This is a genomic window from Mycobacterium sp. 1423905.2 (genome assembly GCF_001673155.1).
Taxonomy (GTDB): Bacteria; Actinomycetota; Actinomycetes; order Mycobacteriales; family Mycobacteriaceae; genus Mycobacterium.
This window is the reverse complement of the sequence record NZ_LZLE01000213.1, coordinates 1-16,354: the sequence shown is the minus strand read 5'-3', so window position 1 is coordinate 16,354 and position 16,354 is coordinate 1. Positions and strand designations below refer to the sequence as shown.

Below are 16,354 nucleotides of genomic sequence, written 5' to 3'. Positions count from 1 at the left end.
TCACACCATAGCCTTAGAAATCTCGTGAGTTGCGGTGGCGGCGCGAAAGCTGAGGCTGTCATCGTTGAGGGCGTGGCCACGCCGAGCAAGTCCGCGTTGCGGGAAACGCTGCAGGCGTCCCGGCGCCGGGTTGCTGATGACGTGCGGGCCGCCGAGGCAAAACGGCTCTGCGACCACCTGCACCGCATAGTCAACAGCGGTGACACCGTGTGCGCCTACGTCCCGGTGGGCGCCGAGCCCGGCTCGATGGACATGCTCGAGGTGTTGCTGCGCCGCGCCGCACGGGTGCTGTTGCCGGTAGCCCGCACCGGGGCCGACAACGCCGCGTTGCCGCTGCGCTGGGGTGAGTACCACGCCGACGGCCTGGTCACCGCCCGCTGGGGACTGCTCGAGCCGCCACCGCCCTGGCTGCCCGAGTCGGCGCTCGGCGAGGCGAACCTGGTGTTGTTGCCGGCGCTCGCAGTCGACCGCCGCGGCGTGCGCCTGGGCCGGGGCCGCGGCTTCTACGATCGCTCTCTGGCGCTTCGAAAGCCCGGCGCGCCGCTGGTTGCGATCGTGCGTGACGAGGAAGTGTTGGACGAATTGCCGTCGGAACCGCACGATGTACTGGTATCCCATGCGCTCACGCCCAACCGTGGACTCATCGGGCTGCTGAGCGGGGAATGACCGGCCTTTCGTGGCGGTTCTAGCACTTGAGACGGTAGAGTGCTAATTCAGGTTGACATCATCCGGAGGTTTTTGTGCCGACTTACAGCTACCAGTGCACGGAGTGCGGCAACCGCTTCGACATTGTGCAGGCCTTCACCGACGATGCGCTGACCACTTGCGAGAAGTGCTCCGGTCGGCTGCGCAAGCTGTTCAATTCCGTCGGCGTCGTATTCAAGGGCAGCGGCTTCTACCGCACCGACAGCCGCGAGGCGGCCAAGAAAGAGAAGACGTCGAGCAACGGCTCCTCGTCGAGCAGCGAGAACGGTTCCAGCTCCGGCTCGAGCGAAAAGTCGGACAAGTCCGAGAAGTCCAAGTCGAGCGAGAAGTCGAGCGGCGCCTCCTCCTCTGCGGCTACTACGTCCTCCACAAAGGCCGCCGCCAGCTAGCGGTTATCCACAGCTAGCTCGTTACCGAACGGCGTCGGCGCCGCGGCGCGCCTACGGTTGCCGCGTGGGCGAATCGCTCAATCCGACACTGCTCAGTCGGCTATCGAGGGTGGTGCGCCCAGACTGGACGCGCACCGTGCTGGCTCGGCGCATCGCCGCCGGTGGCCTGGTGGTGTTGGCCGGCGTTTCGGCGCTGCGCTCGGATCCCGACGACGACCGTGCCGAGGTGGTGGTGGCCGTGCGTGACCTGATCCCGGGAACCGCGTTGACCGCCGATGATGTCCGCGTCGAGAAGCGTTCCGCCGCAACGCTTCCCGACGGGGCTCGACCGGATGTGGGCGTGGTCGTCGGTGCGACGCTGGCCAGCCCGACGCGCCGGGGTGAGGTTCTGACCGACGCCCGGTTGCTGAGCAGTCGACTGGCCGAGTTGACGGCCGGGCCTGGAGCGCGGATGGTGCCGCTGCACCTGGCTGACGACGCCCTGATCGACCTGGTGCGAGTCGGTGACGTCGTCGACGTGCTAGCCGCCCCCGCCGGCGACGCGCAGCCGGGCGGTCAGGCCGTTGGGAAGGTCATCGCCACCGACGCCGTGGTGGTCTTGGTGTCGGCTAAACAGAAAGCCCAGGCCGCCGACACCGAGCGCGTAATCTTGGTTGCGCTACCGGCTCGCGTGGCGAACACGGTGGCGGGATCAGCGCTGGGCCAGGCGGTGACACTGACCCTGCACTGAGTCCCTGGCCGCCCGCGCTGCGCGATCGACAGCAAACTCTGTTCGGTCCAGCGGAAGGGCAGCACATGCTCAAGGGGTTCAAAGAGTTTCTCTCGCGGGGCAATATCGTCGACCTGTCGACTGCCGTGGTGATTGGCACCGCGTTCACGGCATTGGTCACGGCCTTCACCAACAGCATCATCAAGCCGTTGGTCAGCTCGATCGGCGTCGGGGACACCCGGAAGTTCGGCATCCTGTCGATACACATCACTGGCGACCAGTACATCGACTTGAACAATGTGCTGTCCGCGGCGATCAACTTCTTGCTCGTCGCCGCGGTGGTGTATTTCCTGGTCGTGTTGCCTTACAGCAGGCTGCGCAAGAAGGGCGAGGTGGAGCAGGCCGACGACGCGCAAACGGTGTTACTCACCGAAATCCGAGACCTGCTGGCGCAGACCAACGGCCACTCGTCTGGAAAGCACGGGACTTCGGACACCGTCGCGGTCAGCCCGCCACCCAGCCACGGACCCCGCGCGGACACCTGAGCGGGTCGCCGCCCTAGATCTCGAGGCTGGACAGCTGCCCGATGATGTGGGCGGCCAACGGATTCAGCGTCGCCATGCCGTCGCGCACGGCGTAGCGGGAACCGGCGAGGTTCACCACCAGCGTGCTTCCCGAGACGCCGGCCAGCCCACGGGACAGTCCGGCGTCGGTGATGCCCGCGGACAGACCCGAGGCCCGGATGGCTTCGGCGATGCCGAGGATCTCCCGGTCGAGGATGTCGCGGGTGGCTTCGGGTGTGACGTCGCGGGGAGTCACGCCGGTACCGCCGACCGAAACCACCAGGTCGACGCCGCCGATCACCGCGGTGTTCAGAGCATTGCGGATCTCTACCTCGTCGGCCTCGACCGCGACCACACCGTCGACGACGAAACCCGCCTCGGTGAGCAATTCGGTGACCAACGGGCCGCTGTGGTCCTCGTCCCCGTGGGCGGTGCGGTCATCGACAACGACGACGAGTGCCCGTCCGACCACCAGTTCCGCACCCTGTTCCATGGGTGCCACCGTATAACCGAGCTCCGACAGTTGTGCGTCGGCTTTGTTCACTGCTCCGCCTTACCTAACGTGACCTGCACCGTCCGGCTACCACCCGCCGGATCCAGGAAGGTCAGCGCTACCTTGTCACCCGGCGCCTTGGACCGCACTGCCGCGACCAGGGCGTCGGCGCTATTGATGGGCCGTTCATCGACTTTGGTGACCACTACATTTTTGGGCACGCCGGCGTTGGCCGCCGCACCGTTCGGGACCAACTCGACCACCTTGGCACCCGGAATGCCTTTGTCGGTCGTGACCTGCACACCCAGCGAGGCGTGGCTTGCCTTACCGGTGCTGATCAGCTCGTCGGCGATGCGCTTGGCCTGGTCGACCGGAATGGCGAAGCCCAAGCCGATCGACCCGCTCTGGGCATCCCCAGAATCAGCGCCCAGTGTCGCGATGGCCGAGTTGACGCCGATCAGTTGGCCGTTCATGTTGACCAGCGCGCCACCGGAGTTACCGGGGTTGATGGCGGCGTCGGTCTGAATGGCGTCGAGCACGGTGTTCTGGTTGCCCGACTCACCGGTCGTGGAGACCGGTCGGTTGAGCGCGCTGACGATTCCAGTGGTCACCGTGCCCGCCAAGCCCAGCGGTGAGCCGATCGCCAATACCGGTTGACCCACGCGCAGGTCTGACGAAGAACCAAGAGCGATCGGCGTGAGCCCGGAGACCCCCTGCACCTTCACCACCGCGATGTCACTGGTCGGGTCGGCCGCGACGACGGTGAACGGCACGGTACGGCCGTCGGAGAAGGTCACCGTCGTCTTGGGCGGCGGCGCTCCGGCCGGCGGTTTGGCCGCCGCCGCGACGACGTGGTTGTTACTCAGAATGAGTCCGTCGGCGGACAGGATGATGCCCGAGCCTTCTTCGGACTGGCGGCCCAGGTCGGTCTCCAGCATGACCACACTGGGCACCACCTTGGAGGCGACCTGCTCGACGGAGCCGGGGGGCATGTTGGCCGCCGGAACGCTCGGCGCCCCGCCCGAGGCCACGGTGGTGCCGTGCCCGACGCCGCCTTGATGTCCCATCTCGATCACCGTCGCCGCTGCGCCGCCGATGCCGGCCGACACCACCGCGATGGCCAACGCGCCGACGGTCAACAGGCCCGCACGCGAGCGCCGCTGAGCAACCGGCGGGGGCGGACCCATCGGCGGCAACATGCCGGGGATCGGCCCCGGCCCGGTGTGGCCGTGGATGGGGCCGGATCCGGTACTACCTGGGATCGGACCGGCACCGGTATTGCCCGGCAGCGGAACCGCCTGCGTACCACCGCCGGGTATCGGACCGGCGCCGGTACCGCTGAACGACTCGAAGGGTTGGCGGTACTGCTGCGTTTGCGGCTGTTGGTAACGCCAGTCGAACTGCTGGTTGTAGCTCTGGTGCCCCTGGGAGTAGGCCGGTGGCACAGGCTGATTCGACGCGGAATATCCCGGCTGCTGCGGCGGTGGCGAATACCTCGGGTGATTCGTCATGTCGCTAGTCGCTCTTCTCTACTTGGCGTGGCATGCGCGGCTTGCATGGCTTGGTTTTCAACACTATCTGCACAACCACCTTGCGCGCGCGGACTAAGAATCCACTGAGATAACGTTCTCCGAACCCCGTGATTCAGCATTCTCGCTGGTCGCTTTTCCCGGTGCCGCACCGGGCTGTTGCGCACCGGTTTCCGACGTGGTCGGCGGGTACTGCGCCGTCGGCAGCGGCCGCCCCGGCAGCAGCACATATATCGACGTTCCCGGCGGTTGGCCGCCCGGCACGGTGTCGTCGACGCGCAGCGAGCCGCCGTGGTTGAGGACCACCTGTTTGACGATTGCCAATCCCAGTCCGGAGCCGGGCATCGCCCGCGCCGACGTCGACCGGTAGAACCGCTCGAAGACCAGGCGACGTTCCTGGGCAGGTATGCCCGGCCCGTGATCGGACACCACCAATTCGGCGTGCGTCGGGTCGAGTTGCGTGAGCCGCACACCGACGTGACCGCCCGGGGGGCTCCACTTCGCCGCGTTGTCCATCAGATTCAGGGTGGCGCGGGTGAGCATGGCCGGGTCGCCGTAGACCTGCCAGGGCATCACCGCGACGTCGAAGTGAATGTCGTTGCGGCGCCGACGAACTCGCTCCAGGCTGCGGTCCACGACGTCGGCCATGTCGACCGGCTCGTGCACGACGGCGCCCGCGTCGCCGCGGGTCAGGTCCACCAAATCGCCTACCAACGTGGACAATTCCTCGATCTGGGCCAGCACGTCGGCGCGCAGATCGACCATTTCTTGTTCGGGTAGCCGCGGCGCTCCCGGCTCCATCGACGCCATCAGCAACTCGACGTTGGTGCGCAACGAGGTCAGCGGCGTGCGCAACTCGTGGCCGGCGTCGGTGACCAGGCGGGCCTGGCGTTCCCGCGACTCCGCAAGTGCCCGCAACATCAGGTTGAAAGACTCGGTCAACCTGGCCAACTCGTCACTACCGAACACCGGGATGGGCCGTAGGTCATCGGTTCGGGCTACCCGCTCGGCCGCTGCGGTGAGCCGGGCCACCGGCCGCAGTCCGGCCCGGGTAACCATGCCGCCGGCCACCGCGGCGACCGCCACCCCGACACCACCGACGAGCAGCAACACGAACCGCAACTTGCTCATCACCGCTTCGGTCGGCCGCAGGCTCTTGCTGATCAGCAGCGAACTGCCGTTGGGCAGGTGGATGGCCAGCACCCGCTGGTCGGCCACGGTGCGCCGCGACATGAACAGCTCGCCGCGGATGACGTCCTTCTCGGGGGTGCCCACCGGCAGGTGCTGGCCGGGCTGATTGGCCGTATAGATGGAGTGGCCGGGATTGACCAGCATCGCGTTGACGTCCGAATAAGCTGTGCCCTCAATGGCTTTGCCCGGGTCGGCAGCCAAAGAGCCGCTGGCGATCAACAATTGGGCGCGGCTTTGCAGCTGGTTGTCGATGTCGCTGTAGAGCGCGGCCGAAATGACCGCGTACACCGCGATGGACATCAACACGACGACCATCGCCACCATGGACATCGCCAGCAGCATCACCCGCCACCGCAGCGACAACGAGCTGGTGGCCCGAAGCGGCGCGCGATGTCGTGGGCTCAACCGAATCATCAGGGCGGTGTTTCGCGTAGCACGTAACCCACCCCGCGCACGGTGTGGATCAGCCGCGGCTCGCCGTCGGCCTCGGTCTTGCGGCGCAGGTACCCGACGTAGACCTCCAGCGCATTGCCGGAGGTGGGAAAGTCGAATCCCCACACCTCTTCCAAGATGCGGCCGCGGGTCAGCACGCGCCGCGGGTTCGCGATCAGCATCTCCAACAGCGCGAATTCGGTGCGAGTCAAGCTGATCCGACGCTCGCCGCGGGTCACCTCACGAGTCACCGGGTCCAGGGTCAGGTCGGAGAACTTCATGGCGACCGACTCGGCGGCGTCCTCGGGCTTGGTGCGGCGCAGCAACGCCCGCATCCGGGCCAGCAATTCTTCCAGGGCGAACGGCTTGGGCAGGTAGTCGTCGGCCCCGGCGTCCAGGCCGGCGACCCGCTCGGACACCGAGTCGCGGGCGGTCAGGACCAGTATCGGCAAGTCGTCACCGGTGCTACGCAGCTGACGGCAAACTTCGAGCCCGTCCAGCCGCGGCATCATGACATCCAGTACCAGGGCGTCCGGCCGGTCGCTGGCGATCATGTCCAGCGCCTCCAGTCCGTCATGGGCCAGATCGACCGAGTAGCCGTTGAAGGACAGGGACCTGCGCAGCGACTCGCGCACCGCGCGATCGTCGTCGACGACAAGTATGCGCACGCAGACCAGTGTCGTATGAACGCCTGAGACAGGGCTGAGAGACGCGCCGTTGCCCGCCACATCGTCACACCAGCCCCTGCGGGCGGCGGTGCGTTTACTGCCCGCCTCCGAGCGACAGGTGGTTAGCGGCGCTTGTCGAGATCGATCAGGCCCAGGCGGGCGGCCTTCAGCAGTCGACGCGGCACCTTGTGCTGTTGGCCTGCCACGGTCACGCCGACGAGGTCGGTCGTGGTGGCCTTCCACTGCGAGCGCCGGCTTCGGGTATTCGCGCGCGACATCCTGCGCTTAGGTACGGCCATGGTCGGGCCTTACTCCTCAGTTGGGGTTTCGTTCGGGCGTGTCGCGCGGCGTGGCCGGGAGGCCGAATGGCGACGATTGGCTCTAACGATAGTCGGTGACCTGCTGGTCGCCAAAATGACGGGCCCGGCACTCGACCGGACGCACCCGCCGGATGCAGGCTGGTATCACGCCGCTGCGCCTCTCCGGCTATGCTGACCTACCGGTTGGTTGGTTGGTTGTCCGACGACCGTGATCCCAATGAAGGGAGGACGCATTGGCTCCTGCTTCTGGTGCCGTGCGTATCGCGAACTGCTCTGGTTTCTACGGTGACCGGCTCTCCGCCATGCGCGAGATGCTCACCGGCGGTGAAGTCGACTACCTCACCGGCGACTACCTAGCCGAACTGACCATGCTGATTCTGGGCCGCGACCGGATGAAAAACCCCGACCGTGGCTACGCCAAGACCTTCTTGACCCAGCTCGAAGGCTGCCTGGGTGAAGCACACGACCGCGGAGTGCGCATTGTCGCCAACGCCGGCGGACTCAACCCAGCTGGACTGGCCGACGCGGTCCGCGCCCTGGCCGAGCGACTGGGCATCCCGGCTCGCGTCGCGCACGTCGAAGGCGACGACCTGCAGCCGCGCGCCGCGGGACTCGGCCTGGGCTCCCCGCTGACCGCCAACGCCTACCTAGGCGGGTGGGGCATTGCCGACTGCCTCAACGCCGGCGCCGACGTGGTGGTCACCGGCCGGGTCACCGACGCCTCGGTAATCGTCGGGTCGGCGGCCGCGCATTTCGGCTGGGGCCGCACCGACTACGACCAACTCGCCGGCGCAGTGGTCGCTGGACACGTCATCGAATGCGGAGTCCAGGCCACCGGCGGCAACTACTCCTTCTTCACCGAGGTGCCCGACCTGACCTACGCCGGCTTCCCGCTGGCCGAAGTGCACGCCGATGGGTCGTCGGTGATCACCAAGCACCCCGGCACCGGTGGGCTGGTCAGCGTCGACACGGTCACCGCGCAGCTGCTCTACGAGATCACCGGCGCCCGCTACGCCAACCCCGACGCGACGGCCCGGATGGACACCGTCGAACTGTCCAGCGACGGCCCCGATCGCGTGCGCATCAGCGGCGTGCAGGGTGAGCCACCGCCGCCCACCCTGAAGGTGTCACTGAACAGCATCGGCGGCTTCCGCAACACCATGACGTTCGTGCTGACCGGCTTGGACATCGAGGCCAAAGCCGAATTGGTACGCCGGCAACTCGAATCGAGCCTTACCGTCAAGCCGGCCGAGCTGGAATGGACGCTGGCCCGCACCGACCACGTCGACGCCGACACCGAAGAAGCCGCCAGCGCCCTGCTGCGCTGCGTCGTGCGTGATCCCGACCCGGCTAACGTCGGACGCCAATTCTCCTCCGCCGCCGTTGAATTGGCGCTCGCCAGTTACCCCGGATTCACCGTCACCGCCCCACCCGGCGAAGGCCAAGTCTACGGCGTGTTCACCCCCGGCTACGTCGACGCCCGCGAGGTGACACACGTCGCCGTACACCCCGACGGGACTCTCTCCGAAATACCCTGTGCCACTGAGACATTGGAGCTGGCGCCCGCCGAGCCGCCGGAACTGCCCGACCCGCTGCCGGCTGGTCCCACCCAGCGTGGACCGCTGGGCTTGATCGCCGGCGCCCGCAGCGGAGACAAAGGTGGCTCGGCCAACGTCGGGGTATGGGTGCGTACCGACGAGCAATGGCGTTGGCTGGCCAACACGTTGACGGTCGACCTGCTCAAAAAACTGTTGCCAGAGGCGGCCGATCTCGACGTCATCCGCCACGTGCTACCCAACCTGCGGGCGCTGAACTTCGTCATCGACGGCATCCTCGGCCAGGGTGTCGCCTACCAGGCGCGTTTCGACCCGCAGGCCAAGGGGCTGGGCGAATGGTTGCGCAGCCGTCACGTCGACATTCCGGAAGGGCTGTTATGAATCGTGGGACGACCCGGTGAATCTGTGGCATACACCGGAGCGTGAGCAGTTGCGAAAGACGGTGCGCTCCTTCGCCGAACGTGAGGTTCTGCCCCACGTCGACGAGTGGGAACGCAGCGGCGAGTTGCCGCGCGACCTGCACCGCCGCGCCGGGGAGGCGGGACTGCTGGGCGCGAACTTCCCCGAATCGGTCGGCGGTGGCGGCGGTGACGGCGCCGACGCGGTGATCATCTGCGAGGAGATGCATCAGGCCGGCGCGCCGGGCGGAGTGTTCGCGTCGCTGTTCACCTGCGGCATCGCGGTGCCGCACATGATCGCATCGGGTGATCGACGGCTGATCGAAGAATTCGTGCGGCCGACGCTGACCGGGGAGAAGATCGGCTCGCTGGCCATCACCGAACCCGGCGGCGGGTCGGACGTCGGTCACCTGCGGACCAGCGCGGTGCGCGACGGCGACCACTACGTCATCAACGGCGCCAAGACCTACATCACCTCAGGGGTCCGGGCGGATTACGTCGTCACCGCGGTGCGCACCGGTGGACCAGGCGCAGCAGGGGTTTCGCTGGTGGTAGTGGAGAAGGGCACACCCGGTTTCGAAGTCACCCGCAAGCTGGACAAGATGGGCTGGCGGTCCTCCGACACCGCCGAGTTGTCCTACACCGACGTCCGGGTGCCCGTCGCGAATTTGGTCGGGGTAGAGAACACCGGTTTCGCGCAGATCGCGCAGGCGTTCGTCTCCGAACGCATCGGCCTTGCCGCGCAAGCGTATTCGAGCGCTCAGCGGTGCCTGGACATCACCGTGCAGTGGTGCCGGGACCGGGAGACGTTTGGGCGCCCGCTGATTTCGCGCCAGTCGGTGCAGAACACGCTGGCCGAGATGGCCCGTCGCATCGACGTGGCTCGCGTCTATTCGCGCAATGTGGTGGAGCGTCAACTCGCCGGTGAGACCAATCTGATCGCGGAGGTGTGCTTCGCCAAGAACACCGCCGTCGAGGCCGGCGAATGGGTGGCCAACCAGGCCGTACAGCTGTTCGGCGGCATGGGCTATATGGCCGAATCCGAAGTCGAACGCCAATACCGGGACATGCGGATTCTGGGCATCGGCGGCGGCACCACCGAAATCCTCACCGCCCTGGCCGCCAAACTCCTGGGATTCCAGTCATGACCGTCCTGCAGTCCACCCTCGATTCCGATGCCGACGCCTTCTCCGACGCCGCCGCGGTCGCGACGTCCCGACTCGACGAGATCAACGCCGAACTCGCCAAGGCCCTGGCCGGCGGCGGCCCCAAATATGTGGACCGCCATCACGCGCGCGGCAAGCTGACTCCCCGCGAACGGATCGAGTTGCTCGTCGACCCCGACTCCCCGTTCCTGGAACTGTGCCCCTTGGCCGCCTGGGGCAGCAACTTCCAAGTGGGCGCCAGCCTGGTTACCGGCATCGGGTCAGTGGCGGGGGTGGAGTGCATGGTGGTCGCCAACGACCCCACCGTCAAAGGCGGCACCAGCAACCCGTGGACCCTACGGAAAATATTGCGCGCCAACCAGATCGCGTTCGAGAACCGGCTACCGGTGATCTCCTTGGTGGAGTCCGGCGGGGCCGACCTGCCCACCCAGAAGGAAGTCTTCATTCCCGGCGGACGGATGTTCCGCGACCTGACCCGCCTGTCCGCGGCCGGCATCCCCACCATCGCCCTGGTGTTCGGCAACTCGACCGCCGGCGGCGCGTACGTCCCCGGCATGTCCGATCACGTGGTGATGATCAAGGAACGCTCCAAGGTGTTCTTGGCCGGCCCCCCGCTGGTCAAGATGGCCACCGGTGAAGAATCCGACGACGAATCCCTGGGCGGTGCCGAAATGCACGCCCGCGTCAGCGGTTTGGCCGACTACTTCGCCGTCGACGAACTCGACGCCATTCGCATCGGGCGGCGCATCGTCGCCCGCCTCAACTGGCACAAGCAAGGACCGGCGCCTCGACCGGTGACCGAGCCGTTGTTCGATGCGGAGGAACTGATCGGCATCGTCCCCTCGGATCTGCGGATCCCGTTCGACCCGCGGGAAATCATCGCCCGCATCGTCGACGGCTCGGAGTTCGACGAGTTCAAGCCGATGTACGGGTCGTCGCTGGTGACCGGCTGGGCTCAGTTACACGGTTATCCGATCGGCATCCTGGCCAATGCCCGCGGTGTGCTGTTCAGCGAGGAGTCGCAGAAAGCGACCCAGTTCATTCAGCTGGCGAATCGCTCCAATACGCCATTGTTGTTCCTGCACAACACCACCGGCTACATGGTGGGTAAGGACTACGAAGAAGGCGGAATGATCAAGCACGGGTCGATGATGATCAACGCCGTCTCCAACTCGACCGTGCCGCACATTTCGCTCCTGGTCGGCGCGTCTTATGGCGCCGGGCACTACGGCATGTGCGGACGCGCCTACGACCCGCGCTTCCTGTTCGCTTGGCCCAGTGCGAAATCCGCGGTGATGGGCGGTGCCCAACTCTCCGGCGTGCTCTCGATCGTGGCCCGCGCCGCCGCGCAAGCCCGTGGCCAGCAGGTCGATGAGGAGGCCGATGCGGCCATGCGTGCCGCCGTGGAAGGTCAGATCGAAGCCGAGTCGCTGCCGCTGGTGTTGTCCGGGATGCTCTACGACGACGGGGTGATCGATCCGCGCGACACCCGCACCGTGCTGGGAATGTGTCTGTCCGCCATCGCCAATGGCCCGATCAAGGGAACGTCGAACTTCGGCGTCTTCCGGATGTGAGCTCCATGGTCAGTCGAGTTCTCGTCGCCAACCGCGGCGAAATCGCCCGGCGAGTCTTCGCCACCTGCCGTCGGCTGGGGTTGGGCACCGTCGCTGTCTACACCGACCCCGACGCCGGCGCGCCGCATGTCGCCGAGGCCGACGCCCGGGTGCGGTTGGCCGAGACCAACGGTTATCTCGACGCCGACGCCATCGTCGCCGCCGCTCGTGCCGCCGGCGCCGACGCCGTTCACCCCGGCTACGGGTTTCTCTCCGAGAACGCCGATTTCGCTGCGGCCGTGCAGGCCGCCGGACTGACCTGGATCGGCCCACCGGTGGACGCGGTGCGGGCGATGGGTTCCAAGATCGAGTCCAAGAAAATGATGGCCGCCGCCGGGGTTCCAGTGCTCGACGAACTCGACCCGGACGCCGTCACCGACGCCCAACTGCCGGTGCTGGTCAAAGCATCCGCCGGTGGTGGTGGCCGCGGCATGCGTGTGGTCCGTGATTTGTCTTCGCTGGCAGCCGAAGTCGAAGCCGCCCGCCGCGAAGCGCAGTCCGCGTTCGGGGACCCCACCGTCTTCTGCGAGCGCTACCTGCCCACCGGACACCACGTCGAGGTGCAGGTCATGGCCGACACCCACGGCACCGTCTGGGCCGTGGGCGAGCGGGAGTGCAGCATCCAACGCCGCCACCAGAAAATCATCGAAGAAGCCCCTTCGCCGTTGGTGGAGCGCATCGCGGGTATGCGCGACCGGCTGTTCGACGCGGCGCGTCTGGCGGCCGGAGCGATCGGGTACACCGGTGCGGGAACCGTGGAGTTCCTGGCCGACGATGACGGCGAGTTCTACTTCCTGGAGATGAACACCCGGCTGCAGGTTGAGCACCCGGTCACCGAGGAAACCACCGGCCTCGACCTGGTCGAACTGCAACTCGAAGTAGCCGACGGCGGCCGGCTCCACACCGAACCCCCGGCCGCACAGGGGTATTCGATTGAAGCGCGGCTCTACGCCGAGGACCCGGCGCACGGTTGGCAGCCGCAAGCCGGACCGGTGCACCGCATCGACGTGCCCGCGGTGCGCGCACAATTCGAGACACTGCAACGCCGGACCGGTATTCGACTGGACTCTGGGATTCAAGACGGCTCAACGGTTTCCATCCACTACGACCCGATGCTCGCCAAGGTCATTTCGTATGCCCCCACCCGCCGCCAATCTGCGCTGGTGCTCGCCGACGCGCTGGCCCGTGCTCAGGTGCATGGGCTGCGCACCAACCGCGAACTGCTCGTGCGGGTACTGCGTCACCCGGCTTTCCTCGACGGGGCCACCGACACCGCGTTCTTCGACACCCATGGCCTGGCCGAGCTTTCCGCTCCGCTGGCCGAGCCGTCGACAGTTCGCCTGTCGGCGCTGGCCGCCGCCCTGGCCGACGCCGCACACAACCGGGCGCAGGCCACCGTGCTCGGCTCGCTGCCCAGCGGCTGGCGAAACCTAGCTTCCGGCTATCAGGTCAAGACCTACCGCGACGACGCAGACACCGAACACCGCATCGAATACCGCTTCACCCGAACCGGATTGGCACTCCCGGGTGACGAAACGGTGCAACTCGTCTCGGCCACGCCCGAGCAGGTCGTCTTGGCCGACGGCAACGGCGTCGACCACAGCTTCGCCGTCGCCCGCTACGGCGCCGACATTTACGTCGATTCCGCCCTCGGTCCCGTACACCTGGTCGCGCTGCCCCGCTTCCCCGAACCCGGATCGGCCGTCGAGCAGGGATCGTTGGTGGCGCCCATGCCGGGCAACGTCATTCGCCTCGGCGCCGGCGTCGGAGACACCGTCAGTGCCGGTCAACCGCTGATCTGGCTGGAGGCGATGAAGATGGAACACACCATCACCGCGCCGAACGACGGCGTGCTGACCCAACTCAACGTCAAAGCCGGCCAACAAGTCGAAGTCGGCGCTGTCTTGGCCCGAGTCGAAGCCCCAGAAGGAGATTGACATGACCGACACCAGCTTCATCGAAAGCGAGGACCGCCAGGCGCTGCGCAAAGCGGTCGCCGAGTGGGTGTCCAGCTACGGCCACGAGTACTACCTGAAGAAGGCCCGCGCCCAGGAACACACTACCGAATTGTGGTCCGAGGCAGGCAAACTCGGATTCCTCGGAGTCAACCTGCCCGAGGAGTACGGCGGCGGGGGCGCCGGCATGTACGAGCTCTCACTGGTGATGGAGGAGATGGCGGCCGCAGGGTCGGCGCTGCTGCTGATGGTGGTCTCCCCCGCCATCAACGGCACCATCATCAGCAAATTCGGCACCGAAGAGCAGAAGAAACGCTGGCTGCCGGGCATCGCCGACGGCACCCTGACGATGGCGTTCGCCATCACCGAACCGGACGCCGGATCGAACTCGCACAAGATCACCACGACCGCCCGCCGCGACGGTGACGACTGGATCCTCAAAGGCCAGAAGGTTTACATCTCCGGCATCGACCAGGCGCAGGCGGTGCTGGTGGTGGCCCGCACCGAGGAGGCCAAGACCGGCAAGCTGCGCCCGGCGTTATTCGTGGTGCCCACCGACGCTCCGGGCTTCAACTACACCGCCATCGACATGGAGTTGATCAGCCCCGAACGCCAGTTCCAGCTCTTCCTCGACGACGTGCGGCTCCCCGCCGACGCACTCGTCGGCGCCCAAGACGCCGCGATCGCTCAGCTGTTCGCCGGCCTGAACCCCGAGCGGATCATGGGCGCGGCCAGCGCGGTCGGCATGGGCCGCTTCGCGCTGCGCAAGGCCGTCGACTACACCAAGACACGGCAGGTGTGGGGCACCCCGATCGGCGCGCACCAAGGGCTGTCGCACCCGCTGGCGCAATGCCACATCGAGGTGGAACTGGCCAAGCTGATGACCCAGAAGGCCGCCACCCTCTACGACCACGGTGACGACATGGGCGCCGCCGAGGCCGCGAACATGGCCAAGTACGCCGCGGCCGAGGCGTCCACCCGGGCCGTCGACCAGGCCGTGCAATCCATGGGCGGCAACGGGCTGACCAAGGAGTATGGGGTGGCCGCCATGATGACCTCGGCCCGGCTGGCGCGCATCGCACCGGTCAGCCGCGAGATGGTGCTCAACTTCGTGGCGCAGACCTCGCTTGGTCTGCCGCGCAGCTACTGACAGTCATGGAGAAACTCGTCGAGTACGCCGGCCCCGGCCAGTCCGGGGGGCCGGTGGCGCGGCTGACGCTCAACTCACCGCACAACCGCAACGCGTTGTCCAGCGCGCTGGTCGACCAGTTGCATCAGGGCCTGCGTGACGCCGCCGCCGACCCGGCCGTACGGGTGGTGGTGCTGGGCCACACCGGCGGCACGTTCTGCGCGGGCGCCGACTTGAGCGAGGCCGGCCGAAGCGGGTCGCCACCATCGCCATATGACCGTGGCGATCGCGAGGGCGGCGCAGCCGGCCGAAGCGGGTCGCCACCATCGCCATATGACTCAGCGGTGGCCCGGGCTCGCGAGATGACCGCATTGCTGCGCGCCATCGTGTCCTCGCCGCGACCCGTGATCGGCGCCATCAACGGCCACGTACGGGCCGGCGGCTTCGGCCTCGTCGGTGCCTGCGACATGGTGGTGGCCGGTCCGCGCAGTACCTTCGCCCTGACCGAGGCCCGAATCGGCGTCGCGCCGGCGATCATCTCCCTGACCTTGCTGCCCAAGCTGTCCGCCCGCGCCGCCGCCCGCTACTACCTGACCGGTGAGACGTTCGGCGCTGCTGAAGCCGCCGAGATCGGCTTGGTCACCATGTTCGCCGAGGATGTCGACGCCGCGGTTGCCGGTCTGGTGGCCGACGTGGGCCGCGGTTCCCCGCAAGGTCTGGCCGCGTCCAAGGCACTGACCACCGCCGCGGTGCTGCGCGAGTTCGACCGGGACGCCGATCGGCTCACCGAGGAATCGGCGCGGCTTTTCGTTTCCGACGAGGCGCGCGAAGGGATGCTGGCGTTCCTGCAAAAACGGCCTCCGAGCTGGATCTCCGCGCCCTGAGGCGGCGCGCGGCGACCGACCGGCCGGCCGGGAAGGTTGCAGTTTAGACAATGCCCCTTGCAGCAAAATCGTGAAGTCGTACGCTCGTGTGTGATGAGCAATTCAGCGCAACGTGACGCGAAGGACACACGCGACGAATCGTCGCGTGCGGCCGACACCGATCGCATCCAGATTGCGCAATTGCTGGCTTACGCGGCCGAGCAGGGCCGCTTGCAGCTCAACGAGTACGAAGACCGGTTGACCAAGGCGTACGCGGCCACTACTTATCAGGAGCTGGACGACCTGCGGGCCGACCTGCCCGGTACCGCAGTCAGCCCGCGCCGGGGCGGCACCTGCAATCCGGCGCCGTCGACTTTGCTTCTTGCTTTGATGAGCGGCTTCGAGCGGCGCGGCCGGTGGAATGTGCCGAAAAAGCTGACCACCTTCACACTGTGGGGCAACGGCGTGGTGGACCTGCGCTATGCCGACTTCACCTCGACCGAGGTGGACATCCGCGCCTACTCCATCATGGGCGCGCAGACCATTTTGTTGCCGCCGGAAGTCAACGTCGAAATCAACGGTCGGGGCGTGATGGGCGGGTTCGATCAGGAGGTCGTAGGCGAGGGCAGCCAGGGTGCGCCCAAGGTCAAGATCCGCGGCTTCTCCCTGTTCGGC

16 protein-coding genes are annotated in these 16,354 nt (G+C 67.0%); 11 read left to right on the top strand and 5 right to left on the bottom strand.

What is annotated here, in order from left to right:
- The first annotated feature begins 72 nt into the window (after positions 1-72).
- The 4 genes from A9W95_RS12830 to mscL all read left to right on the top strand — a co-directional run bounded on the left by A9W95_RS12830 (position 73) and on the right by mscL (position 2,348).
- Positions 73-666: a 5-formyltetrahydrofolate cyclo-ligase gene (locus A9W95_RS12830; protein ID WP_067412983.1), complete on the top strand. Its 594-nt coding sequence runs from the start codon at positions 73-75 to the stop codon at positions 664-666.
- A gap of 74 nt (positions 667-740) precedes the next feature.
- Positions 741-1,094 (top strand): FmdB family zinc ribbon protein, encoded by a 354-nt coding sequence (locus A9W95_RS12825; protein WP_067412936.1) that lies wholly within the window; start codon positions 741-743, stop codon positions 1,092-1,094.
- 64 nt (positions 1,095-1,158) lie between these two features.
- A complete protein-coding gene (locus tag A9W95_RS12820) occupies positions 1,159-1,824 on the top strand; it encodes an SAF domain-containing protein (protein WP_067412933.1) in 666 nt (221 codons plus the stop codon).
- A gap of 65 nt (positions 1,825-1,889) precedes the next feature.
- Positions 1,890-2,348 (top strand): large-conductance mechanosensitive channel protein MscL, encoded by a 459-nt coding sequence (gene mscL / locus A9W95_RS12815; protein ID WP_067412930.1) that lies wholly within the window; start codon positions 1,890-1,892, stop codon positions 2,346-2,348.
- Between the two features lie 13 nt (positions 2,349-2,361).
- Here mscL and A9W95_RS12810 read toward each other — a convergent pair whose 3' ends face one another.
- From A9W95_RS12810 to rpmF, 5 genes are all read right to left on the bottom strand, one after another.
- Positions 2,362-2,859: a molybdenum cofactor biosynthesis protein B gene (locus A9W95_RS12810; RefSeq protein ID WP_067412981.1), complete on the bottom strand. Its 498-nt coding sequence runs from the start codon at positions 2,857-2,859 to the stop codon at positions 2,362-2,364.
- 47 nt (positions 2,860-2,906) lie between these two features.
- Positions 2,907-4,370 carry a S1C family serine protease gene (locus A9W95_RS12805; protein ID WP_067412927.1) on the bottom strand — a complete coding sequence of 488 codons (1,464 nt, stop codon included), beginning with the start codon at positions 4,368-4,370 and terminating at the stop codon, positions 2,907-2,909.
- 93 nt (positions 4,371-4,463) lie between these two features.
- Entirely contained in the window at positions 4,464-5,921 is a 1,458-nt protein-coding gene (locus tag A9W95_RS12800; protein WP_371328064.1) for an ATP-binding protein, read from the bottom strand.
- A 71-nt stretch (positions 5,922-5,992) separates the two neighbouring features.
- On the bottom strand, positions 5,993-6,679 hold the full coding sequence (mprA, locus tag A9W95_RS12795; RefSeq protein ID WP_067412922.1) for a two-component system response regulator MprA: 687 nt from the start codon (positions 6,677-6,679) through the stop codon (positions 5,993-5,995).
- Positions 6,680-6,801: 122 nt separating this feature from the next.
- Entirely contained in the window at positions 6,802-6,978 is a 177-nt protein-coding gene (gene rpmF, locus A9W95_RS12790; RefSeq protein ID WP_067412919.1) for a 50S ribosomal protein L32, read from the bottom strand.
- Between the two features lie 275 nt (positions 6,979-7,253).
- Here rpmF and A9W95_RS12785 point away from each other — a divergent pair, with 275 nt between their 5' ends.
- The 7 genes from A9W95_RS12785 to A9W95_RS12755 form a co-directional block, all read left to right on the top strand.
- Entirely contained in the window at positions 7,254-8,936 is a 1,683-nt protein-coding gene (locus A9W95_RS12785) for an acyclic terpene utilization AtuA family protein (RefSeq protein WP_156746177.1), read from the top strand.
- 16 nt (positions 8,937-8,952) lie between these two features.
- Entirely contained in the window at positions 8,953-10,101 is a 1,149-nt protein-coding gene (locus A9W95_RS12780) for an acyl-CoA dehydrogenase family protein (protein ID WP_067412913.1), read from the top strand.
- Positions 10,098-11,693, top strand: coding sequence for an acyl-CoA carboxylase subunit beta (locus A9W95_RS12775; RefSeq protein ID WP_067412910.1), 1,596 nt, complete (start codon positions 10,098-10,100; stop codon positions 11,691-11,693). The genes A9W95_RS12780 and A9W95_RS12775 overlap by 4 nt, the downstream gene beginning before the upstream one ends.
- A gap of 5 nt (positions 11,694-11,698) precedes the next feature.
- Entirely contained in the window at positions 11,699-13,669 is a 1,971-nt protein-coding gene (locus A9W95_RS12770; RefSeq protein ID WP_067412979.1) for a biotin carboxylase N-terminal domain-containing protein, read from the top strand.
- Between the two features lies 1 nt (position 13,670).
- Positions 13,671-14,837, top strand: a complete 1,167-nt coding sequence (locus tag A9W95_RS12765) for an acyl-CoA dehydrogenase family protein (RefSeq protein WP_067412908.1) — start codon at positions 13,671-13,673, stop codon at positions 14,835-14,837.
- A gap of 5 nt (positions 14,838-14,842) precedes the next feature.
- Positions 14,843-15,700, top strand: a complete 858-nt coding sequence (locus tag A9W95_RS12760; RefSeq protein ID WP_067412905.1) for an enoyl-CoA hydratase family protein — start codon at positions 14,843-14,845, stop codon at positions 15,698-15,700.
- 93 nt (positions 15,701-15,793) lie between these two features.
- Positions 15,794-16,354: DUF1707 domain-containing protein (locus tag A9W95_RS12755; RefSeq protein WP_067412976.1), on the top strand; the 561-nt coding region annotated here is incomplete at its 3' end.

What these genes read in the sequence shown, in the direction of transcription:
- mscL (WP_067412930.1), top strand. Translation starts at nt 1,890, where the DNA reads ATGCTCAAGGGGTTCAAAGAGTTTCTCTCGCGGGGCAATATCGTCGAC.
- A9W95_RS12810 (WP_067412981.1), bottom strand. Translation starts at nt 2,859, where the DNA reads ATGGAACAGGGTGCGGAACTGGTGGTCGGACGGGCACTCGTCGTCGTT.
- A9W95_RS12805 (WP_067412927.1), bottom strand. Translation starts at nt 4,370, where the DNA reads ATGACGAATCACCCGAGGTATTCGCCACCGCCGCAGCAGCCGGGATAT.
- A9W95_RS12800 (WP_371328064.1), bottom strand. Translation starts at nt 5,921, where the DNA reads ATGCTGCTGGCGATGTCCATGGTGGCGATGGTCGTCGTGTTGATGTCC.
- rpmF (WP_067412919.1), bottom strand. Translation starts at nt 6,978, where the DNA reads ATGGCCGTACCTAAGCGCAGGATGTCGCGCGCGAATACCCGAAGCCGG.
- A9W95_RS12775 (WP_067412910.1), top strand. Translation starts at nt 10,098, where the DNA reads ATGACCGTCCTGCAGTCCACCCTCGATTCCGATGCCGACGCCTTCTCC.
- A9W95_RS12770 (WP_067412979.1), top strand. Translation starts at nt 11,699, where the DNA reads ATGGTCAGTCGAGTTCTCGTCGCCAACCGCGGCGAAATCGCCCGGCGA.
- A9W95_RS12765 (WP_067412908.1), top strand. Translation starts at nt 13,671, where the DNA reads ATGACCGACACCAGCTTCATCGAAAGCGAGGACCGCCAGGCGCTGCGC.
- A9W95_RS12760 (WP_067412905.1), top strand. Translation starts at nt 14,843, where the DNA reads ATGGAGAAACTCGTCGAGTACGCCGGCCCCGGCCAGTCCGGGGGGCCG.